Genomic DNA, 22,056 nt, shown 5'->3' on the forward strand with positions numbered 1-22,056 from the left:
CGTCCACATACTGGACGGCTTTTTTATTGACACCCGTTTATGCCACACGATGGTCCGTTCATAAGCAGTGTCACTTTTTTCTTTTTCGGTTTTTGTTCTTGGTTAATGAGTTGTTTAAGTGCTTCTTTTACGGGAACACCAGATAATTTCGTACAACCGGCGATAAGAGCAGGTACGCTTGTCACATTAGCTTCATTATGGGCACGGTCCAGCTCATTTTTATGTGTTTCTTCATACAGGCGCTGTTTGAGCGCTTCCTCATATGCCTGCTGATCCAGGCCAATTTCGGCAGCCAGCCGGGACAGCACTTCTACTTGGCCGATGTTTTGCTGCTCCTGAAAAAAAGCGTCCATCAGCCGGTCCGTGTATTCACGTGCTTTGCCGTGCGCCTTTGCAAAATAATATCCTTCAGACGCAAGGCGGGAACTGGGATACGGCGTTACATCCGGCAGAGTAATAGGAATAGCCATTTTTTCTGCGAGCGGATAAACAGTTTCTTTCCAATACAGAATGCGTTCTTCCTTTTGAAGGGTATCAGCTTGCGCAGACTGGTCGAAAGGGATCCATTGAATATCTATATCATCTTTTTCTTTAAGGACTTCATAGAGTGACTGTTTTGCCAAAAAGCAAAGCGGGCAGACGTAATCAGAATATACGCTGATTTTTACCGTCAAAGCGACCTTCTCCTTTCTTCTCCCTTTGGGCTGATTATATAGCGTTGGAGCACGTTCGTCTAACAATCTGCATTTTGTGCATTGTTTCACGTGAAACAAAAAAGACGCCGTACAGGCATCTTTTAAACTTTCTTTATTCAGAAGGAGGCTTTATGCCGCTGCGTCTGCGTTCTTCTTCTTCCGCAATAATCTCATTGTCTTCTGCGTTATCGCGTGTTACTTTCTGCGTCAAAATAGCACCGACAGCCACAAGAATCATAACGGCAATATAATAGCCTTTTTCATTCAGCTCCATATCCGCATTAAAAAGACCGATCGAAAACAAAGCAACACCCGCAATAAAAGTAAAGTAAGCCAAAAACGTAAAAGCAGGGGTATTTCTTCTTCGGTATCGCTGCATGCTGTCTCCTCCCTTAGTTTTATTAGCACCAGATACTAATACTATACCATAATTTGAAGAAAAGAACTATAAATGGAAAATGTCAACCAAAAAAGCCTCTATGTTAAAATAAAGAGAACAACAAAGAGATTGAAGACAAAAAAAGCTGGAGATGAAAAAATTGTTAATCATGTTTACGATGTTATTGCTTGGCATGCTGTTTGGCTTTATCGGAGCGGGCGGAGCGGGATTTGTTATTGCTGTGCTGACTCTTTTCTTCAGTGTGCCGATTCATATGGCGCTTGGGACCTCTCTTGCGGCGATGGCCTTTACAAGTGTATCTGGCGCCTACAGCCATTATCGAGAAGGAAATATTCATTTGAAAGTCGGCCTGATTATCGGCGCCTTTGCGGCAGCCGGCTCATTTGGCGGTGCTAAAATCGCGGCTGTTATCCCGGAAGAATCTCTCCACTGGCTAACAGCGGGCATGCTGTTTTTGTCCGCTTTTTTGCTTTTTGTAAAGCTGTTCTTTTTAAAAGACACGTCCAAACATTTAGATGAGAAAAGTCATGTTATTTGGATGAAAAGTATTTTCCTTGGATTGCTTGCGGGTACTTTGTCTGGTACGTTCGGCATTGGATCTGCTCCATTTATTCAAATTGGCTTAATGGTCCTGCTTCATTTAACGATCCGACAGTCGGTTGGAACGACAATGCTTGTGATTTTGCCGCTCGCCATTGGAGGGGGGATCGGCTATCTGTCAGAAGGCTTTATTGATTTCACATTATTGCTGAAAGTGCTTGTCGGCACGGCTTTTGGCGCTTATATCGGAGCGAAATTCACCAATATTTTACCTCAGCCTGTATTAAAATCCGCGGTTATTTTAACACCAACTATGGCTGCAGTCCTGTTATTAATGTAATCTTCCAAAAGCACTAGTCAAAAGAGCATGAAGGTTTTATAATATATTTATAAAATACATCTGAAAAAGGCAAACTACTCCGAAAGGATAGGACGCAAAGCCGTGAGCCTAACTGCTGAAAAGCATATGGTCGTCAGGTTGCCAGGCTCTCATTCTGTGAGTCTAGGCTTACAGAATGGAGGGCTTTTTGTGTTGAAAAAAATAGTCGTCTTGTTGTCCCTTTTTGTTCTTTTGGCCGCTGGAATCCAGCAAACAAAAACGGAGGCAGCCGCTGCAGGCGATCAGGCGACGTGGCTGTGGAATCCGTGGATGATTGTCAATGATGAAGCAGGAACACTTGCTTTTTTAGAAAGCAAACAGCTGAATAAAGTATACGTACAAATTGACCGTGACATTCCTGCAGGCGTGTACCGCAGTTTTATTCAAAAAGCAGCTGCAAAAGGCATGCGCATTTATGCACTGGATGGAGCGCCGTCTTGGGTAGCACCGAAAGGATATACAAGCCAAAATCAGTTGATGAACTGGCTTGGGCAATATCAAAGCGGATCAACCGCTGATCAAAAATTTGCGGGCGTTCATCTAGATGTGGAACCATATCTTTACAGCGGCTGGACATCCAATCAGGCTGGAACGATTAAATCATACCAGGCACTACTACAGCGTGCGAAAACGAGCACTGCATCCTTGAAGCTTCCACTTGAAGTGGACATGCCGTTTTGGTTTGATGAAATTCGCTACAAAAACACATATGGAGCCGGCATGCTGGCAGAATGGGTTATTGCAAATACAAACAGTGTAACCATTATGGCTTACCGCGATGATGCATCATTTATTATTGGTGTTGTAAAAAATGAGATTGCGATGGCTGGAGAATATGGAAAAGCAATTGTGGTCGGTGTAGAAACAGGAGAAACAACCGAAGGCGACAGCATCTCCTTTTTTGAAGAAGGAGAAGCTTTTATGCAGCAGGAGCTGACAAAAGTACAGTCTTACTACACAAATACACCAGGATTCAATGGAACAGCTGTCCACCATGTAGGAAGCTGGATGACGATGAATCCGTAAAATAAAAAAGGTCCGTCTTTTAAAAAGACGGATCTTTTTTTATATGTAAAAGTTCTTATTTGTTAAGTTATTTGGATTCTTGAGTAAAAACGAAGGCTGAAATTTAGCAAACACTATTTTTTTACTAAAAATTATTTTGACTTTTACTAAAAATTAATTAAAATAAAAGAAAAAGGAGGCGCTTTCATGAGGATCGAGGAAATGGGACAACGATTTGCAGACATTTTTAACAAGCCAGCTGAACGAGTCTTTTTTGCACCCGGGCGTATTAACTTGATTGGAGAACATACGGATTATAATGGCGGGCACGTATTTCCGCTTGCGATTACATTCGGGACGTATGCGCTCGCAGCCAAAAGGGAAGACCGCAGACTTCGCTTTTATTCTGCTAATTTTAGTGAACGGGGAATTGTGGAAGGATCGCTTGATGCGCTTGACTACAAGGAAGAGGACGGATGGACCAATTACCCAAAAGGCATGACAAAGCTGATGCAGGAAGATGGCTGTGCAATCGACACCGGATATGATGTTCTTTTTTACGGCAATATTCCGAATGGAGCCGGCCTTTCTTCTTCAGCCTCCATTGAAATGGCAACGGGTGTCATGTTAGAAGGACTGTTTAACTTGAATATAGATCGGATCGAAATGGTGAAAATCGGCCAAAGGGTTGAAAATCATTACATTGGCGTCAACAGCGGCATTATGGATCAATTTGCGATTGGAATGGGGAAAACAGGGGCAGCGATCTGGCTTGATTGTGAAACGCTTCATTATGAGTACGCGCCAATCGAGCTTCCGAATGCAAGCATTGTTATAATGAATACGAACAAGCGCCGTGAGCTTGCTTCGTCTAAATACAATGAGCGGCGCAGTGAATGTGAGGAAGCGTTAAGCCGGCTTCAAAAACGAATGGATATAAAGTCGCTTGGCGAGCTGACACCGGACCGATTTGAGCAGAACAAAGCAGTCATTGGTGATGCTGTTTTAGAAAAACGTGCCCGTCATGCGGTTTATGAAAATGCGCGGACGATTGAGGCGCTGAACAAACTCAAAGAAGGAAACGTGGAAGCGGTGGGCCGGCTTATGAACCAATCGCATGATTCGCTCGAACAAGATTATGAGGTAACAGGAAAAGAGCTTGATACGCTCGTGCACACAGCGTGGAAGCAGCCCGGCGTAATCGGTGCGCGCATGACAGGCGCCGGATTTGGCGGCTGTGCTATTGCGATTGTGAACAATGAAAATATCGAATCATTTGTCAGTGAAGTTGGAAAGCGGTATGAGGAGGAATGCGGCATTCGTGCCGAATTCTACATGGCTCATATCGGCGGCGGTGCGCGCGAACTAGTTAAGGAGGAAATAGGATGAGTATAGCTGTAATAGGTGGAGCAGGGTATGTAGGATCCCATGCGGTGCGGGCTCTCTTGGCGCAAAAGCGGGATGTTGTGGTAATTGATAGTCTTGAAACAGGTCATGCGGCTTCCGTGCCGGACGGTGTTTCCTTTCACATTGGAGACATTCGAGATCGTCAATTTTTAAATGATGTATTCGAGAAAGAACAGGTTGAGCAGGTCGTTCATTTTGCTGCGAATTCACTTGTAGGGGAGTCAATGGAAAATCCACTCAAGTATTATGATAATAATGTATTTGGCACGCAGGTGCTGCTTGAAACGATGACAAAGCACGGAGTGAAGCATATTGTTTTTTCTTCTTCCGCTGCTACATATGGAGAACAAAAAGAAATGCCCATCACCGAAAAAGCGCCGAATGATCCAACAAGCGCATACGGGGAAACAAAGCTGGCGATGGAACGGATGATGAAGTGGTGTGATGCGGCACATGGCATCAAGTTTGTTTCACTGCGGTACTTTAACGTGGCCGGCGCGAGCGAATCGGGTGTGATTGGGGAAGACCATGATCCGGAAACACATTTGATTCCGGTCGTCCTGCAGGTAGCCAATGAGCAGCGGGAATATATCACGATTTTTGGAGAGGATTACCCAACAGAAGACGGCACGTGCATTCGCGATTATATCCATGTGGAAGATTTAGTGGACGCGCACGTTTTAGCGCTTGATTACTTGAAAGCGGGCGGCGAGAGCAACATTTTTAATCTAGGCTCCAATCAAGGGTTTTCTGTGAAAGAAATTGTGGAAGCAGCACGTGCGGTAACTGGGCATCCTATCCCTGTGGTCATCGGCGAAAAGCGTGCGGGAGATCCGGCTGTTTTAATCGCTTCTTCTGAAAAAGCGCGGACGCTACTCGGCTGGTCGCCGTCCCGGACAGATATTTCAACAATTATCCGTGACGCCTGGAATTGGCATGAGCATCATCCACATGGCTACAAAGGAGCGGCTCGTTTATGATTTTTGCTTATGTAGAGGAGCTTATCCGAAAAGCCTGGCAGGCCGGGCTGATTGAAAAGCGCGACCAGGTGTATGCAAGAAACCGGCTGCTCGCTCTGCTCAAGCAAAACGATTTTATTAAGCCGGAGGAAAACGTATCGGCACTGACCATTCCAGAGCTTGTAGAACGGCTGACAGAAGAAGCTGAAGCGAAGGGGATCGTGCCGCCGTTCCTAGAAGATAAAGAGATATTTGCAGCGGATCTTATGAATATTTTTGTATCCAAGCCATCGCAAATCGCTTATTCTTTTTGGGAACGCTATTCGGATGACCCGCAGCAGGCAACAGACTTTTTCTACAGCTTGAGCGAGGCGTCCAATTACATCCAGACAAAACGGATTGCCAAAAATGTTTCGTATAAAGCGGCAACGGACTACGGTGAACTGGATATTACGATTAATCTATCGAAGCCGGAAAAAGATCCGGCTGAAATTGCCCGGGCGAAACTGCGTCCGGAGCCGGAAACGCACTATCCAAAGTGTCTTTTATGCGTGGAAAACGAGGGATACAAAGGGCATGCAAACCATCCAGCCCGCGCCAATCACCGGATTGTACCGGTAACGCTTGGCAGTGAGGAATGGTTTCTTCAATACTCTCCATATGTGTACTACAATGAGCATTGTATTTTGCTTTCAGGTGAGCATCGTGATATGAAGATTGACCGGGCCGGGTTTGACCGCCTGCTCGATTTTGTCCATCAATTTCCGCACTATTTTGCCGGGTCTAACGCCGACCTGCCGATTGTCGGCGGCTCGATTTTAACACACGACCATTACCAGGGCGGCCGCTATGAATTTGCCATGGCAAAAGCAAGAGAGGAACACGTTTTTTCAATGAAACAGTTTCCGTCCGTACACGGAGCCACACTGTATTGGCCGATGTCTGTGATCCGGCTGAAAAGCGGAGACCGCAGCGAGCTGGCAGCGGCAGCTGAATACGTACTCTCCACATGGAAAGCATATGATGATGAAGCGTGCGGCATTCAGTCATGTACGGGGGATACTCCTCACAATACGATTACACCCATCGCGCGAAAACGCGGCGCCTTCTTCGAGCTCGACCTCGTGCTGCGCAATAACCGAACGACGGAAGAGCATCCAATGGGCTTGTTTCATCCGCATGCCGACATTCACCATATTAAGCGTGAAAACATCGGACTCATTGAAGTGATGGGGCTTGCTGTGTTGCCGGCACGCTTAAAAGAGGATTTAGCTGAAGTCGCCGCGTTCGTGGCCGGCGGGTTAGAACAGGTTAAAAGTGAACACCGTGACTGGGCGGAAGAGCTCCGGTCAACGTATGACAGCCGGGTCGACGCTGAAGAATTTGTTCATCAGGCTGTTGCGGCTAAATTTTTACGAGGCCTGGAAGACTGCGGGGTATTTAAGCAGACAAAAGAAGGGAAGGACGGGTTTAGCCGTTTCTTGAACCGACTTTAACCGATTGGAATGAGAAAAATGGCTACCATTAAAGATATTGCTGCACGGGCAGGTGTGTCGATTGCGACAGTTTCGCGTGTGCTTAACTATGATCCGCACCTGTCTGTCAGCGCAGAAACAAAACAAAAAATTTTTGAAGCCGCCGAACAGCTTGATTACAAAAAGCGGCGTGTTTCAAAAAAAACCCCTCAAACGACGGCAGCGCTCGTTCACTGGTATACCGAGGAAGAAGAGCTGAATGACTTGTACTACAGGTCGATTCGTCTCGGTATTGAGAACAGCTGCCTTGAATCCGGTCTTCAATTGAAAAAAATGTTGTACAATGAGCTGGAGCAGCTGGACAGAGAGGAAATCGAAGGCATTATCGCAGTCGGTAAATACAGCAGTGCCCAGGTTGAGCGGCTGAGCGAGTGGTCAAGCCGAATCGTCTTTGTTGATTTTTCACCCGAAGACGAAGCGTTCGACAGCGTCATTACGGATTTCTCGCGTGTAACAGAAAAAGCGCTCACCCATCTTTGGGAGGAGGGCATCGGCCGTATCGGCTATCTTGGCGGCCGGGAGCAGTTTGAAGACAAATCTGGTATGATCACGGACATGCGTGAGCAGACTTACCGTGCCTTCCTGCAGGAAAAAGGAGCTTTTGCTGAAGAAGATATGCTGGTTGGAACATACAGCGCGGATGACGGGTACCGGCTGATGAAAAACTGTATTGAACAGCGCGGCGAAAACCTGCCGGAAGCCTTTTTTGCGGCAAGTGATACGCTCGCGATCGGGGCACTGCGGGCGCTGCATGAAGCACACATTCAAGTTCCGGAGCGCGTCGGCTTAATCGGCGTGAATGATATCAGCGTATCGAAATATATGTATCCGCCGCTTACGACTGTGAAGGTGCATACAGAATGGATGGGAAAAATCGCTGTAGAGCTTTTGCTTGAACAGTTGAACACAAAGCGTATTTCTAAAAAAGTCGTGCTGCCGTCGGAATTGATTGTGCGGGGCACGACAAAGTAAAAAACTCCACCATCTTATGATGGTGGAGTTTTTTCATTCGGCAAGCTTGTCCGCAAAAGCTTTTACGTAAGGCGGAAGATCCGGCGGACGGCGGCTTGACACAATATGGCCGTCAACTGTAACCGGCTCGTCGTGCCACACGGCACCCGCATTGGTCATGTCATCTTTAATGCCAGGTGTACTTGTCACATGTTTCCCCTGCAGGATGTTAGCTGAAATCAATACCCAGCCAGCATGGCAGATTTGCCCGATCGGCTTTTGGGCTGCATCCATCGAACGGACAAATTCAAGTACTTCTGGATACCGGCGCAGCTTATCCGGTGCCCAGCCGCCCGGCACTAAAATGGCGTCATACTCATCTGCACGAATATCTCCAAAAGTATAATCGGCTTCCGCTGGCACGCCGTATTTTCCAGTGTATATTTTTCCGGCTTCCTTGCCGACGAGGTGTACAGTCGCTCCTTCTTCCCGAAGCCGCAGAATCGGATACCAAAGCTCTAAATCTTCGAATTCTTCTTCTACAAGCGCGATGACTTTTTTGTTTTCCAGCCGCATCAAAACGCCTCCTTTTTTCTTTAGTGTAACAGAGGAATGGCGTGGGTAAAAATGAAAGCATCCATCTATCTTTGTGCATGGGAATTAAAAAATCAGAAAGTCCAATGGTGGCAGAAAAAATAGCGGGCAGCTTTTATTATAGTTTGAGAGCGGGGTGTGTTTAAAACCGGTTCTTTTTCCAAAAAAAAAAACAGCCAAATAACATTGGCTGTTTTTTTTATTGGATAACTTCATTTTCGGTTAATTCAATATGACCTTCACCCCAGGCACACATTGCATCTAAAATAGGACGGAGCGACCAGCCATAGTCTGTTAAGGAATAAACGACCTTTGGCGGCACCTGATCAAAAACAGTCCGGTTCACAACCCCGTCTGATTCAAGCTCACGCAGCTGCTGCGTGAGCATTTTTTGCGTGATATTCGGCATTAACTTTTTAAGTTCGCTTGTCCGTTTTTCCCCCTTGATCAAATGGCACATAATGACTACTTTCCACTTTCCGCCGATTACATCAAGGGTTGCTTCTACCGGAATATTGTAAGCCATATGCTTTCCTCCTTTATACAGGCACTTTTAAGTACCTACATTACTTTAAAGTGCGTACTTTTCTTTTGGATTGAGTGCACCCATAATAACATACACAGGAACGAAACAAAAGATCTTAAAAGCTGGTAGATGCTTAAACGTTCCTACAGGATAAAAAGGTGCGTACCTTTTATTTGGATAGCTGCTATGCAAAATGGACGTACAGGAAAACGGCTGGGCCCGCCGTTTTTAATAAAAGGAGGAAAAAAGATGAGTCACACTGTTCAAGCGGCTGTTAAACAGGAAGCCGCTTCAACAAACAGTCGATTTGCTTTATGGGCATTAGCCGTCAGTGCCTTTGGAATTGGAACCACTGAGTTTGTACCGGTTGGATTGCTGGCCTCTATTGCAGAAGATTTAAACATCGGGATTACGCTGGCAGGGTTACTTGTTTCTGGTTATGCGGCCGGCGTAGCAATTGGCGCCCCGGTGCTGACCGCTTTAACAAATCGATTAAACCGAAAAACACTGCTTATGTCTTTAATGGTGCTATTTATTACAGGCAATGTAGTGGCTGCTTTGTCCCAGTCATTTGAATTGCTGCTTGCAGCACGGTTTATTACGGCTTTTTCACACGGTGTTTTTTTCTCGATTGGATCAACGATTGCGGTTCAGCTCGTACCGCCGCATAAAAAAGCGAGTGCGATTGCCCTCATGTTTACCGGTTTAACCGTTGCAACTGTAACAGGTGTTCCGCTTGGCACATTTATTGGGCAGTCGTTCGGCTGGCGCGCTACGTTTTGGGGAGTGGCCTTGCTTGGTGTAGTTGCTGTTGTTGCAAGTGCACTGTTGATTCCGAAAAACTTAAAGCAGTCACAGCCGGCAAAATTTGGGGATATGCTGCAGCTTGTCACCAACAAGCGAATTCTGCTTGGCCTGGCGATTACGGCTCTTGGATACGGAGGCACATTTGTAGCTTTTACGTATTTAACACCGATTTTACAAGATGTGACAGGTTTGAAGCCAGGTCTGGTCAGCATTGTTCTTCTCGTATATGGAGCAGCTGTGGCGGTTGGAAATGCGGCCGGCGGGCGTTTGGCCAATCATCATCCTATTAAAGCGTTGTTTTGGATGTTCCTTGCGCAGGCCGCCATTCTTGTGGCCCTGTCCTTTATGATTCCGTTTAAAGCGGCTGGCCTGATCGGAGTTGTTCTGATGGGACTGCTTGCGTTTATGAATGTACCAGGCCTGCAGCTGTTTGTCGTCCAGCTTGCGGAAAAATATGTTCCATCCGCAGTGGATGTGGCTTCTGCTCTGAATATAGCCGCTTTTAATATTGGTATTGCGGCCGGCGCGACAATAGGCGGCTTTGTCGTGGATTCGATCGGATTGGTCCATACCCCGTGGATAGGCGGCGTAATGGTAATGCTTGCCGTTTTGTTAACCGCGGTTTCATTGAAACTTGAGAAATCATAACGTGAATGAAAATGATGAAGAGAAACGTAGAAAAGAAAAAAGATGGAGGAGAAAATAAGTGAATAAACAAAGTACCTTTCAATTAAACCATGGAGAAAAACAGATGCCCTGGCTGGGCCTGGGGGTTTTTCAAGTAGAAGATGGAGAAACCGTTGCAGCTTCTGTAGAGGAAGCCATTGTACAAGGATACCGCCACATTGACACGGCGGCTGTTTATGAAAATGAAGAGGGGGTTGGAGAGGGAATCCGCCGCGGTATGAAACGTGCCGGCATTACCCGCGATGAGCTGTTTATTACCTCCAAGCTGTGGAATGCTGACCAGGGATATGAACGTGCGCTGGAGGCTTACCGGGAAAGTACAGCACGCTTAGGGCTTGATCAGCTTGATTTGTACTTGATTCATTGGCCGGTTGAAAATAAATTTACAGAGAGCTGGCGGGCGCTTGAAGACTTATATAAAGAAGAAAAAGTCGGCGCCATTGGGGTCAGCAATTTCCAGATTCATCATTTAGAAACATTGCTTCAAACAGCGGAGATTGTTCCGGCCATCAATCAGGTGGAACGCCATCCCCGGCTGGTGCAAACGGAGTTATTCAAGTATCTGACAGAGAAAAACATTCATCCTGTAGCATGGGCACCGCTGGCACAGGGAGGCATTTTCAATGAGCCCGTTTTAGTCGGAATGGCCGAAAGCCTGGGGAAAACGGTGGCGCAAGTTGTCCTTAAATGGCATTTGCAAACGGGATGGGCCGTGATTCCAAAGTCTGTTAAAAAGCATCGTATTTATGAAAATGCGGACTTGTATGGCTTTGAACTGAATGAGGAGCAAGTGAAGACGATTAACGAAATGGACCAGCATCGCCGAGTAGGGCCGGATCCTGATAACTTCGATTTTTAAATGAACATTATATTTAAAAGAACCAGCCTGAAATGTGCTCAGGCTGGTTCTTTTTTATCTGTATACTTTCTCTAAATCATGAAGCTTTCTGTCTAATATAAAATTGCCAAATGGAATAAACGCGACAATGACTGACAGAATAGGCCAGATCAGCTTCCAGCGTGTTTTCAGTGTCACATAAGCAATAATGACGCAGTATGTAATAAACAGGGCGCCATGGATAGAGCCGACGATACGGACAGCTTCTGGAATACCAAGCCAATATTTCATCGGCATGGCAATAAACAGGAGAACGAGCAGCGAAATGCCTTCAAAATAGCCTGCGAGCCGCAGTTTGCCAACGGATGTTTTTAACATAAAAGCCTCCTAAATATGAAGAAGATCGTTTCTTTAAAGATAACGGATACATCCTTAAATTTCATCCCTTTTTATAGATGTTCATTAGATTGTCGTCTTTTCACTAATGTATAAAATAGAAGTGGAAAAGACAGGGATTGTTGAAAAAGAAAAAATAGTGTATTCTTTTAATTAATAATGATAATCATTATTAATTAAAAGGAGGGTCATCATGCCTCAACATGATCTGTATGACGTAACAATTATTGGTGGAGGTCCGGCTGGGTTATACGCGGCTTTTTATAGCGGTTTAAGAGGAATGAAAACGAAAATTATTGAATATCAGCCGAAGCTGGGCGGAAAAATTCATGTATATCCTGAAAAACTGATTTGGGACATTGGCGGCTTAACCCCTACTACCGGTGAACAGTTGATTGGGCAGTTAACAGAGCAGGCGATGACATTTGATCCGAAAGTGATCTTAAATGAAAAAGTGGAGAGCATACACAAAACGGATGACGGCTTCTTTGAGCTTGCTGCTGCATCGGGAACCATTCACTTTTCCAAAACGGTGATTGCCGCTGTTGGAAGCGGTATATTAAATCCACAAAAGCTGCCGATTGAAGGAGCAGAGCGGTTTGAAGTCACCAATTTGCATTATGTGGTGCAGTCATTGAAAAAGTTTAAAGGAAAAACAGTAGTGGTATCAGGAGGGGGCAATTCAGCTGTCGACTGGGCGAACGAGCTGGCTGCTGTTGCAGAAAAAGTCTATGTCGTATATCGGGGCAGTTCCTTAAAAGGCCACGAAGCACAAGTTCAACAGCTGCTTGACAGTTCGGCCATCTGCTTGATGAATGAATCGATTACGAAGTTAATAGCTGCACCTGATGGAAGCCGAATTGGAGAAGTGGAGCTGACCAACAGTGTCACGATGGCGAAAACCATTTTAGCGGCAGATGAAGTGGTTATTAATCATGGCTTTGACCGGGATGCTTCTCTTTTGCAAAACAGCACCTTAAATGTCGAGCTTAAAGATGATTTTTATGTAGCGAGCCAGCCATCAGGCGAATCGTCCGTACCGGGCTTTTTCGCAGCAGGTGATGTGCTCAAGCATGAAGGCAAGCTGCATTTAATTGCCGGCGCTTTTCAGGATGCCGCCAACGCGGTAAACAGAGCCAAGCAATTTATTGATCCAGCTTCAAGAAGCAGTGCTATGGTTTCGTCCCATAATGATGTATTTAAAGAAAGAAATAAACAAATCGTGCAGGCAATGATTCAATAAATAAAAAACCAGCTTTTTTTTAGCTGGTTTTTTATTTTTCTCTTAAAAAGGCTCCCACGTTAGATTTTTCGCTTCGGCGAACCGGTGCTCAACTTCTTTCCAATTGACCACTTTCCACCAGGCATCTACGTATTTCGCGCGTTCATTTTTGTATTGCAGGTAATAAGCATGCTCCCATACATCGAGCGGAAGCAGCGGCACTACATCCCACTGGCTCAGGTTTTGGTGCTTTTCAGCTGTTAAAATCTCGAGGCGGCGGGAGCGCGGGGACCAGACGAGAATGGCCCAGCCGACACCTTCCACGTTTTTCGCCGCTTCTGAGAAGTGCTTCTTAAATCCATCAAAACTCCCAAAAGAGTTTGTTATAGCTTGATTCAGCTCTCCTGCCGGGAGGCCGCCGCCACCCGGGGTCATGACTGCCCAAAAAATCGTGTGCAAATAGTGGCCGGCACCGTGAAAGGCGGCTTCCCGCTCCCAATGTTTAATCAAGCTGAAATCGCCGCTCCGGCGTGCTTTTTGCATTTCTTTTTCGGCTTTGTTCAGCCCGTCCACGTAGCTTTGGTGATGCTTATCGTGGTGCAGCCTCATAATTTCCTCAGAAATCACCGGCTCCAGGGCATTGTAAGCATACGGAAGTGGAGGCAGGCGGTGCCCTCCGATCGGCACAGGCTGCTTCGGCTTCGATTCATCTTTTTCCTGTTTGGCAGGGGACGACGGCTGTAGTAAGTGGGGAAGCTGATTGTATAAAGCAGCAGCCTGGCTGCTTAGAGAGAGTGGGTCAACCGGATGTTCTTCTTCTGCATTCTTTTTTAAGGAAAGAAAAGCTGCTTCCCACTGATCTAGTGCTTTTTTATCAGCCGCCACCGCTTTTTCTCGAATAGATTTCCATTGCTGCTCTACATGCTTGCACCAATTTAGCAGAGTTGCCCGATACGCTTTTTCATGTAAAAACACTGCCTTACCTCCTTCATTTGCCTGTTAACAGGGTATGAATAGGAGGAGGGCAGTGTTCACGTAACAGCCGTTCTTTACTTGTATCTGGTCTTCATAAGACGCATAGAATTTAACACTACGATTAAAGTGGAGCCGACATCCGCAAATACAGCCATCCAAAGTGTAAGCCAGCCTGGGACGATCAGCAGCAGAGCCAGCAGTTTCAAGCCGAATGCAAAAGCGATGTTTTGCTTAATAATCTGGAGCGTTTTACGGCTGAGCGCAACCGTATAAGGGAGCTTCTCTAAATCATCCGCCATTAAAGCCACATCCGCTGTTTCAAGTGCTGTGTCTGTTCCAGCGCCGCCCATCGCAATGCCAACTGAGGCACTGGCAAGAGCAGGAGCATCGTTAATGCCATCGCCAACCATCGCCACATGGCCGTACTGGGCACGAAGAGACTTAATGGCATCCAGCTTGTTCTCCGGCATTAATTCTGCCTGCACATCGGTTAAGCCAAGCTTTCTGCCGATGGAAGCCGCCGCTGCATCGTTATCACCTGTCAGCATCACTGTTTTTTGAATACCCAGCTTAGCGAGTTTTTCTAAAACCGCCAGGCTGCTTTTCCGAACCTGATCAGCTGCGGCAATATAGCCTTTTACTTCTTCATCCGTTCCAACCAGCATCACCGTCTTTCCTTCCGCCTGCAGTGCCGAGATCGCTTCCCGGACTTTTTCCGTTACAGCAGGACCATCCTCAAAAAGAGCCGGGCTGCCAATGTAATAAACGGTTCCGTTTAAAGAAGCTTTCGCACCTTTACCGGTAAGAGACTGAAAATCATGGGCTTCAAGCAGCGATACTTTTTCAGCAGCCGCTTTGCGTAAAACAGCGGAAGCAAGGGGGTGCTGGGAAAACGTCTCAAGAGAAGCGGCGACGGATAAAAGCTCCTGCACGCTCATGTCGGAAACGGAAGCAATGTCGGTTACCTCGGGCTTTCCTTCAGTTAACGTGCCGGTTTTATCAAAGGCGACTACTTTTAAACGTCCTGTTTCTTCCAGGTGAATGCCGCCTTTAATTAAAACACCGTTTTTCGCTGCATTCCCAATCGCTGTGACAATGGCAACCGGTGTGGAAATCACCAGTGCACACGGACATCCCACGACAAGAACCGCAAGGCCGCGGTAAATCCATTCCTGCCAGTCGCCCCCCGTAAACAAAGGAGGCAGGACAGCGACCAGGAAAGCAATGGCCATAATGGCCGGCGTGTAATACTTGGCAAAACGGTCGACGAACGCCTGAGAAGGAGCGCGTTCAGCCTGGGCTTCTTCAACTAAGTGGATAATTTTAGCGATTGTTGTATCTTCGGCAAGCTTTGTGACGCGTACTTCTAGAAATCCTTCTTCATTGAGGGAGCCGGCAAACACTTCATCGCCTTCTTCCTTGGACACCGGAATGGATTCACCGGTAATCGCCGCCTGGTTAATGGATGAACGGCCGCGAATAACCTCGCCATCCATGGCAACCTTTTGTCCAGGCTTCACGATCATAATATCTCCGATTTGAATATCTTCAACAGCCACTTCAAACTCACTGCCGCCCCGTTTAATCAGCGCAGTATCCGGTGCAATATCCATAAGAGAGCGGATAGACTGGCGGGCTTTGTCCATTGAGTATCCTTCCAGCGCTTCACTTAGGGCAAAGAGAAATACAACAACAGCGCCTTCTCCCCACTCGCCAATAATTGCTGCCCCAATAATGGCAACGGTCATTAATGTTTTCATATCGAATTCAAAGCGGATTAAATTGTTTAAGCCGACTTTGAATAAATCGAAGCCGCCGATTAAAATGGAAAGCGCAAAAAGAGTAATGGTTACGATACTACTTTCGCCGGCGGAAAAAGTGGAAATATAACCGAAGAGCAAAAAGAACAGCGAAACGATCGTGTTTTTATTTTCACGCTTTTGCCAGAATGGAACTTTTTCTTCCTTGACCTTTTCGCGCTCGGGGTATACTTTGATTCCGTCAAACGCACCGGCGGCTTCAAGCTGTTCAACGGACGCATCGCCGATAATCGCTACTTTCGATGCGCCGAAATTCAGCTGGACATCTTCTACCGTTTTAATATCACGGATATTTTTTTCAAACTTGGCCGCGCAGTTGGTGCAGGACAATCCCTGAAGCCGGTAAACATGTTTCCTTTCCTCACTCATTTTCCTCAGTCCTCTCTGGAATGCTCAAGGGCAATGCTGACAAGCTGATGGACGTGGTCGTCTTTAACAGAGTAATACACCATTTTTCCTTCTTTCCGATACTTGGCGAGTCCCATGTTGCGAAGCAGGCGTAAGTGGTGGGAGGCGGTAGCGGTAGTAGAACCAATAATTTGCGCCACATCGCAGACACACAGCTCTTCTTCGAGCGTCAGCGCGTATACGATTTTTAAGCGGGTGGCATCAGACAGGGCTTTAAACAGCAGCTCTACACCGGTTACTTCATCTATTTTCGGCTGGACCCGGCTGACGACTTCTCCATTGAAACAACTTGTTTCACAGGCATCATTTAGGGACTTTACGGTTGTTTTCTGGGTCATTTCAGCACCTCATTCAAATAGTTGTTTGATTGTATATTTTTAGTGTATGCTGGAGGTGAAAAAAAGTCAATTTCACATTCAAATAAATGTTTGAATGTGAAGCGAAAGCCGGAACCAATCAAAAGAAAGTGTGAGAAAACTGCTGTATACATGGATGATGTTTTTATTAGCTGGAGCAGCTGAAATTGGCGGGGGTTACTTAATTTGGCTCTGGCTGAGAGAAGGAAAACCGTTCACATGGGGAATCATTGGCGGTGTGGCCCTTGTGCTGTACGGCATTATCGCCACCTTTCAAACTTTTCCATCATTCGGACGCGTGTATGCGGCATATGGCGGCGTATTTATCGTGTTATCCGTTTTGTGGGGATGGGGTGTCGATAAAAAAACGCCGGATGTATATGACTGGATCGGTGCTGCTATCTGCCTTGCGGGTGTTGCCATTATGCTGTGGGCACCGCGTTCGTAGCATAAGGAAACAAAAGCCGGAGAGGTATATCTTCTCCGGCTTTTGTACAGATAATCATCAGGCTGCCATCTTCCGGCATGCTTCTGCACATTTAAAGCACGCCTGTGCACATGCCTGGCAATGGTCGTGGTCGTGCTTTTGGCATTCATTACCGCACGCTTCACAAACATCTGCGCAAAGCGCACAAATTTGAGCCATAAACGGGCTGTTGCGCTGCATCGACTGCACGGCTAATGCACAAAGATCTGCACATTCGCGGTCCAGTCGAATGCAGCCTGCCATCATTTTCACGTCGTCTTCCTGCAGGCACTGGTTAAAGCAGTGATTACAGGCTTCTAAACACTCCAGGCAGGCTTGAATACAGTCATGTACGTTTTGATTCATCATTTTTCCTCCTTCTTTTGAATGGGTACAATATTACTTTAACCGTCCTTTTTTCCTTTAAACGTTAAAAAACAAACTGCATTCATTCTGCACATTTGCCCGGTACAGTTGATACAGCATGCAGGTGAACAAAAATAAAAAATGGCTTATCCCTTTGCTGGGCATATGGCTGTTAGGCAAAATAATAAAAAAATAAATCGAGCAAAACAGTTTACATACAGTAGGGGGGTATGGTAAATTAAAAACAAGGAGGCGAGGGATATGGAAGAAATGGAAACTCGTGCCTGTGGCGAATTATCTGAACGAAAAAGCCATCATTCTGAAGCAGTAAAGAAAAATTTAATTACAAGGCTGAACCGGGTCGAAGGCCAAATCCGCGGTATTAAAGGACTTATTGAAAAAGATGTGTATTGTGATGATATTATTACCCAAATTTCCGCTACGCAATCAGCACTGAACAGCGCAGCAAAAGTTTTGCTTGAAGGCCATTTGAAAAGCTGTGTAGTCGAGCGAATTCAAGAAGGCGATGAAGAAATTGTAGAGGAGCTTCTTGTGACGATTGGGCGGTTAATGAAAAAATAACGGAACGGAGCGATTAACATGGAACAAACAACATTAAATGTACAGGGCATGTCATGCGGACATTGTGTAAAAGCGGTAGAAGGAAGTGTTGGTAAACTAGAAGGGGTCGAGTCTGTTGCCGTTTCTTTAGAAAACAACCAAGTAGAAGTAAAGTACGACGAGTCAAAAGTGACACTTGACCAAATTAAAGAAGCGATCGATGACCAAGGATATGACGTCGTTTAAAAAAGTGCGTGCTGACTTCCATCAGCACGTTCTCTTCGGAAAAAAATATACCCCGTGTGGGTATTGGGAGGGAATAAAATGAGTGCCTCGCAAAAAGAAACAAACATGCAGATTACAGGGATGACCTGTGCCGCCTGTGCCACCCGGATTGAAAAAGGGCTCAATAAACTGGACGGTGTTGACCAGGCAACAGTGAATCTGGCGCTGGAAAAGTCAACCGTTCGATATGATCCGTCCAAAATAACCGAAGCTGATCTGCAGAAGAAAGTTCATGATCTCGGTTATGAGGTTGTCTCGGAAAGGGATGAATTTTCGATTACCGGCATGACCTGTGCCGCCTGCGCCACCCGAATTGAAAAAGGATTAAACAAGCTGGACGGCATTCAAAATGCGACCGTCAACCTCGCTCTTGAGCGTGCAACTGTTCAATATAACCCGTCCGTTTTATCACCGGCAGACATTATCAAAAAAGTGGATTCACTCGGTTATGGTGCCGTATTAAAAGAAGAAAGCGACAAAGAATCCGTTGATTACCGGCAAAGAGAAATCCAAAAGCAGACAACAAAGTTTGTTGTTTCCGCTCTTTTATCTCTTCCGCTTTTATGGGCGATGGCCGGGCACTTTGGTTTCACATCGAATCTTTACGTTCCAGCACTTTTCATGAATCCATGGTTTCAGCTCGTTCTCGCCACGCCGGTACAATTTATCATTGGCAGCCAGTTTTATATTGGTGCATACAAAGCATTGAAAAACAAAAGTGCCAATATGGATGTCCTTGTAGCGCTTGGCACCTCGGCGGCGTACTTTTATAGCTTATATTTGTCGTTTGAGTCACTGGGCCACAACGGCCACGCACCAGAACTTTATTATGAAACAAGTGCGATTTTAATTACGCTGATTCTGCTTGGGAAATTATTTGAAGCAAAAGCGAAAGGGCGTTCATCCGAGGCGATCAAAAAATTGATGAGTCTGCAGGCAAAAACAGCGATTGTCGAACGCGGCGGAAATGAAATAGAAATACCGCTTGAACAAGTGGTGACAGGCGACTTGATTCATGTCCGGCCTGGTGAAAAAGTGCCGGTTGATGGTATCGTTACAGAGGGACAGTCTGCTGTCGATGAATCGATGCTGACGGGTGAGAGCCTGCCGGTCGATAAACGTAAAGGTGATGAAGTGATTGGCGCTACGGTCAACAAAAATGGCTTTTTAAAAATAAAAGCCACGAAAGTCGGACGGGACACCGCGCTTGCGCAAATTATCCGCACGGTCGAGCAGGCGCAGGGGTCGAAAGCGCCGATTCAACGGCTTGCGGATCAAATTTCCGGTATCTTCGTTCCCATTGTTGTCGGCCTGGCTCTTTTAACGTTTCTTATTTGGTTCCTCCTTGTTGAACCAGGCAATTTTGCTGGGGCACTTGAGAAGCTGATTGCCGTGCTTGTGATCGCGTGCCCGTGCGCCCTTGGTCTGGCTACTCCAACATCCATCATGGCGGGTTCAGGACGGGCAGCAGAATACGGCATTCTCTTTAAAGGAGGCGAGCATTTAGAAACGGCACACAAAATCGATACGATCGTGCTCGATAAAACGGGAACTGTTACAAACGGGACGCCTGTTTTAACGGATGTGATCCCATATGAAATAGAAGAAGCCGTTCTTCTTGCGCTGACAGGTGCGGCTGAGAAACAGTCAGAACACCCGCTTGCCCAGGCAATTGTAAAGGGTATTACAGACAAAGGCATTGAATTGAAACCGGGTGAGCAGTTTGAAGCGATTCCGGGCTATGGCATTCGAGCTATAGTGGAAGGAAGAGACGTGCTGGTCGGAACGCGTAAGCTGATGAGTGAGAAAAACATCAACATACAGGACGCGGGAGAAAGCATGGCAGCTCTTGAGCGGGAAGGGAAAACCGCGATGCTTGTGGCCGTGGATGGACAATACGCGGGTATTATTGCGGTGGCAGACACCGTAAAAGAAACGTCAAAAGAAGCGGTACGCCGCTTAAAAGACATGGGTCTTCATGTTGTGATGATGACAGGAGACAACGAGCAGACCGCGCAGGCGATTGCCCGTCAGGTCGGTATTGACCACGTGATTGCAGAAGTTCTGCCAGAAGGCAAAGCGAACGAAGTGAAGAAGCTGCAGCAGGAAGGACGGCATGTTGCCATGGTTGGCGACGGCATTAATGACGCACCGGCGCTTGCCACAGCCGATATCGGCATGGCGATCGGCACTGGAACCGATGTAGCCATGGAAGCGGCCGATATTACTTTGATCCGCGGCGACTTGAACAGTATTGCGGATGCAATCCTGATGAGCAAAAAAACGATTCGGAATGTGAAACAAAACCTGTTTTGGGCATTCGGCTATAATACGCTTGGGATTCCGGTCGCCGCACTTGGCTTTCTGGCTCCATGGCTTGCCGGCGCAGCAATGGCTTTTAGCTCGGTTTCAGTTGTAGTAAATGCCTTGCGTCTGCAAAAAGTAAAATTGTAAAAAAAGAAAATTCAATGATGAGTCTATGGCCGGAAAAAAGAAAATCCGGCCGTGCTGTAAGACTTTTCGGCCCTGATTTTTATTTTCCGGCTAAAAAAGAACCTTAAAAGTGTAAATCAAGTTAGAAAGCTGCCTCTGTAAAAAGAGGCGGCTTTTTTATCGTTAAAGCTGAACGGTTTTCGAGCTGGCGGCTTTTCTTGGCCGGGCAGCGTGAAACCATTGCGCACAAAACAGAATGACCAGGATAAGGTCAACCGCATCTCCGCCGTAATACATGAGCATGCTGCCCGTTTCTCCTTGAGCGGAAGAAACACCGGCTGGAGGATGCGCATAAAGAAATTTGGATAAAATGCTGTGCCCGGCCAGTGCGAGCATAAGAACAGCAGCTCGGAAGTGAAAAGACCTGCGATGGGGCGCCGGGTCAATGCAAAGAATAGAAGCAGTAAATACGTAACCAGCCAAAAACACATGGAAATGAACAAATATATGAATCGGCACATTTTCCTGCATGTGTGCATACAAGCTGGTTGTATAAAGCAGCCAAAGTCCGCCGATGTTTAACACAAACGCCGTTATAGGATCTATGGCAAAACGAAGCAGCCGGCTTTGAAGCAGCCGGGACACGCGCCGCGCCTGCTCTACAGGCAGTGTCCGCAAAATCAGCGTGATGGGCGCGGCCAGCACCATAAAAAGAGGAGCCAGCATGCCAAGAAGCAGATGGCCGGCCATATGAGCGATAAAATTCATATGGGCTTTTTCCGCCAAAGGACCAATAACCGCTGCCAGGGAACAAAGTATGCCGCCTGTCCATAAAACAGTGCGGAAAAGCGGCCAGGACGAATAGCGGCGGCTCGAATGAAAAGCGGCCCAGACGTATAACAGGAGTGCGGCCGCAAAAGGTAAAGCGAGCCAAAGGGAGGCCGCCTGCATATGATGCTCATTGTGCATTCCGTTCACCTTTTTTCGTGCGGACAGCAAGAGCCGCTCCAATCACCATTATCAAAACGGCGGTCGTGTTCCAAACAAGGTCATACATCCATACATTTTCTACGTAACGGATTTGGTGAAGGCGCATAAGCTTGTGCTGAACAGTACCGTCGTAAAGCTGGAATATACCGGCACCCAGCAGCACTCCACCGATCCACTTTTTTAAGAGAAGCCTATTACGACGGCGCAGATCCGCAAATAGAAACAGCCCGCCTACAGTAGCGAACCAGCTGAACGCATGAAAAAAACCGTCAGAAACGAGCCCGGCGCTTGTGGTGGATTTGTCATAAAAGTGATGCCAGTGAAGCAGCTGGTGAAAAACAGCTTCATCAAAAAAAGCAACAAAGCCAATGCCAAATAAAAAGCCGGACCAGAGATTACGCCTGGAAAGATGGGAAGAGCTGCGGACTTCCTTGGATTGGACAGCCATAGAAAAC

General features: G+C 46.6%; 24 protein-coding genes and 1 riboswitch. Of the genes, 13 read left to right on the forward strand and 11 right to left on the reverse strand.

Translation table 11 applies throughout. The annotated features are described in order from the left end of the window. Positions 1-23: 23 nt before the first annotated feature. Both RG959_RS11065 and RG959_RS11070 read right to left on the reverse strand, forming a co-directional pair. Positions 24-674, reverse strand: a complete 651-nt coding sequence (locus tag RG959_RS11065) for a DsbA family oxidoreductase (protein ID WP_342797164.1) — start codon at positions 672-674, stop codon at positions 24-26. Between the two features lie 133 nt (positions 675-807). Then, positions 808-1,074: a YiaA/YiaB family inner membrane protein gene (locus RG959_RS11070; RefSeq protein WP_242235144.1), complete on the reverse strand. Its 267-nt coding sequence runs from the start codon at positions 1,072-1,074 to the stop codon at positions 808-810. A 160-nt stretch (positions 1,075-1,234) separates the two neighbouring features. On the opposite strand from RG959_RS11070, the gene RG959_RS11075 reads away from it, so the two are divergent. The 6 genes from RG959_RS11075 (at position 1,235) to RG959_RS11100 (ending at position 7,892) form a co-directional block, all read left to right on the forward strand. Further along, complete coding sequence (locus RG959_RS11075) at positions 1,235-1,975, forward strand: sulfite exporter TauE/SafE family protein (RefSeq protein ID WP_342797165.1); 741 nt, start codon at positions 1,235-1,237, stop codon at positions 1,973-1,975. A 58-nt stretch (positions 1,976-2,033) separates the two neighbouring features. Continuing rightward, a riboswitch (cyclic di-GMP riboswitch) is annotated at positions 2,034-2,121 on the forward strand. A 43-nt stretch (positions 2,122-2,164) separates the two neighbouring features. Then, complete coding sequence (locus RG959_RS11080) at positions 2,165-3,040, forward strand: amidase (RefSeq protein WP_342797166.1); 876 nt, start codon at positions 2,165-2,167, stop codon at positions 3,038-3,040. A 186-nt stretch (positions 3,041-3,226) separates the two neighbouring features. After that, a complete protein-coding gene (locus RG959_RS11085) occupies positions 3,227-4,408 on the forward strand; it encodes a galactokinase (protein ID WP_342797167.1) in 1,182 nt (393 codons plus the stop codon). Continuing rightward, positions 4,405-5,406 carry a UDP-glucose 4-epimerase GalE gene (gene galE / locus RG959_RS11090; protein ID WP_342797168.1) on the forward strand — a complete coding sequence of 334 codons (1,002 nt, stop codon included), beginning with the start codon at positions 4,405-4,407 and terminating at the stop codon, positions 5,404-5,406. Before RG959_RS11085 ends, galE begins: the two co-directional genes overlap by 4 nt. Continuing rightward, on the forward strand, positions 5,403-6,881 hold the full coding sequence (galT, locus tag RG959_RS11095; RefSeq protein ID WP_342797169.1) for a UDP-glucose--hexose-1-phosphate uridylyltransferase: 1,479 nt from the start codon (positions 5,403-5,405) through the stop codon (positions 6,879-6,881). Before galE ends, galT begins: the two co-directional genes overlap by 4 nt. Before the next feature lie 18 nt (positions 6,882-6,899). After that, complete coding sequence (locus RG959_RS11100) at positions 6,900-7,892, forward strand: LacI family DNA-binding transcriptional regulator (protein WP_342797170.1); 993 nt, start codon at positions 6,900-6,902, stop codon at positions 7,890-7,892. Between the two features lie 33 nt (positions 7,893-7,925). Here the strand turns inward: RG959_RS11100 and RG959_RS11105 are convergent, their stop codons facing one another. Next, positions 7,926-8,447 carry a type 1 glutamine amidotransferase domain-containing protein gene (locus tag RG959_RS11105; RefSeq protein WP_342797171.1) on the reverse strand — a complete coding sequence of 174 codons (522 nt, stop codon included), beginning with the start codon at positions 8,445-8,447 and terminating at the stop codon, positions 7,926-7,928. 217 nt (positions 8,448-8,664) lie between these two features. Beyond that, positions 8,665-8,991: a winged helix-turn-helix transcriptional regulator gene (locus tag RG959_RS11110; protein ID WP_342797172.1), complete on the reverse strand. Its 327-nt coding sequence runs from the start codon at positions 8,989-8,991 to the stop codon at positions 8,665-8,667. 249 nt (positions 8,992-9,240) lie between these two features. Here RG959_RS11110 and RG959_RS11115 point away from each other — a divergent pair, with 249 nt between their 5' ends. After that, positions 9,241-10,446, forward strand: coding sequence for an MFS transporter (locus RG959_RS11115; protein WP_342797173.1), 1,206 nt, complete (start codon positions 9,241-9,243; stop codon positions 10,444-10,446). A gap of 103 nt (positions 10,447-10,549) precedes the next feature. Beyond that, positions 10,550-11,344: an aldo/keto reductase gene (locus RG959_RS11120; RefSeq protein WP_342797237.1), complete on the forward strand. Its 795-nt coding sequence runs from the start codon at positions 10,550-10,552 to the stop codon at positions 11,342-11,344. A 54-nt stretch (positions 11,345-11,398) separates the two neighbouring features. On the opposite strand, the gene RG959_RS11125 is transcribed toward RG959_RS11120, so the two are convergent. Further along, positions 11,399-11,701 carry a DUF3817 domain-containing protein gene (locus tag RG959_RS11125; protein WP_315693516.1) on the reverse strand — a complete coding sequence of 101 codons (303 nt, stop codon included), beginning with the start codon at positions 11,699-11,701 and terminating at the stop codon, positions 11,399-11,401. A 211-nt stretch (positions 11,702-11,912) separates the two neighbouring features. Between RG959_RS11125 and RG959_RS11130 the strand changes: the two genes are divergently transcribed. Next, complete coding sequence (locus tag RG959_RS11130) at positions 11,913-12,962, forward strand: NAD(P)/FAD-dependent oxidoreductase (protein ID WP_342797174.1); 1,050 nt, start codon at positions 11,913-11,915, stop codon at positions 12,960-12,962. Between the two features lie 42 nt (positions 12,963-13,004). On the opposite strand, the gene RG959_RS11135 is transcribed toward RG959_RS11130, so the two are convergent. The 3 genes from RG959_RS11135 to RG959_RS11145 form a co-directional block, all read right to left on the reverse strand. Then, entirely contained in the window at positions 13,005-13,916 is a 912-nt protein-coding gene (locus RG959_RS11135; protein WP_483298877.1) for a superoxide dismutase, read from the reverse strand. Positions 13,917-13,990: 74 nt separating this feature from the next. Next, positions 13,991-16,105, reverse strand: a complete 2,115-nt coding sequence (locus RG959_RS11140; RefSeq protein WP_342797175.1) for a heavy metal translocating P-type ATPase — start codon at positions 16,103-16,105, stop codon at positions 13,991-13,993. Between the two features lie 5 nt (positions 16,106-16,110). Next, positions 16,111-16,482: an ArsR/SmtB family transcription factor gene (locus RG959_RS11145; protein WP_242235175.1), complete on the reverse strand. Its 372-nt coding sequence runs from the start codon at positions 16,480-16,482 to the stop codon at positions 16,111-16,113. 142 nt (positions 16,483-16,624) lie between these two features. Here RG959_RS11145 and RG959_RS11150 point away from each other — a divergent pair, with 142 nt between their 5' ends. Continuing rightward, complete coding sequence (locus tag RG959_RS11150) at positions 16,625-16,948, forward strand: YnfA family protein (RefSeq protein WP_396120287.1); 324 nt, start codon at positions 16,625-16,627, stop codon at positions 16,946-16,948. A gap of 57 nt (positions 16,949-17,005) precedes the next feature. On the opposite strand, the gene RG959_RS11155 is transcribed toward RG959_RS11150, so the two are convergent. Continuing rightward, positions 17,006-17,332, reverse strand: a complete 327-nt coding sequence (locus tag RG959_RS11155; RefSeq protein ID WP_342797176.1) for a four-helix bundle copper-binding protein — start codon at positions 17,330-17,332, stop codon at positions 17,006-17,008. A 261-nt stretch (positions 17,333-17,593) separates the two neighbouring features. Here RG959_RS11155 and RG959_RS11160 point away from each other — a divergent pair, with 261 nt between their 5' ends. From RG959_RS11160 to RG959_RS11170, 3 genes are all read left to right on the forward strand, one after another. Further along, positions 17,594-17,914, forward strand: coding sequence for a metal-sensitive transcriptional regulator (locus RG959_RS11160; protein ID WP_342797177.1), 321 nt, complete (start codon positions 17,594-17,596; stop codon positions 17,912-17,914). Positions 17,915-17,932: 18 nt separating this feature from the next. Continuing rightward, positions 17,933-18,139, forward strand: coding sequence for a copper chaperone CopZ (gene copZ, locus RG959_RS11165; protein WP_251272465.1), 207 nt, complete (start codon positions 17,933-17,935; stop codon positions 18,137-18,139). 78 nt (positions 18,140-18,217) lie between these two features. Next, complete coding sequence (locus RG959_RS11170) at positions 18,218-20,632, forward strand: heavy metal translocating P-type ATPase (RefSeq protein WP_342797178.1); 2,415 nt, start codon at positions 18,218-18,220, stop codon at positions 20,630-20,632. A gap of 162 nt (positions 20,633-20,794) precedes the next feature. Here RG959_RS11170 and RG959_RS11175 read toward each other — a convergent pair whose 3' ends face one another. After that, the gene (locus RG959_RS11175) at positions 20,795-21,580 is read right to left on the reverse strand and encodes a cytochrome c oxidase assembly protein (protein WP_342797179.1); all 786 of its coding nucleotides are present in this window, start codon (positions 21,578-21,580) and stop codon (positions 20,795-20,797) included. Next, complete coding sequence (locus RG959_RS11180) at positions 21,570-22,049, reverse strand: DUF2243 domain-containing protein (RefSeq protein ID WP_342797180.1); 480 nt, start codon at positions 22,047-22,049, stop codon at positions 21,570-21,572. Before RG959_RS11180 ends, RG959_RS11175 begins: the two co-directional genes overlap by 11 nt. Positions 22,050-22,056: the final 7 nt, after the last annotated feature.

The organism is Domibacillus sp. 8LH, assembly GCF_038806185.1.
Classification (GTDB): Bacteria; Bacillota; Bacilli; order Bacillales; family Domibacillaceae; genus Domibacillus; species Domibacillus indicus_A.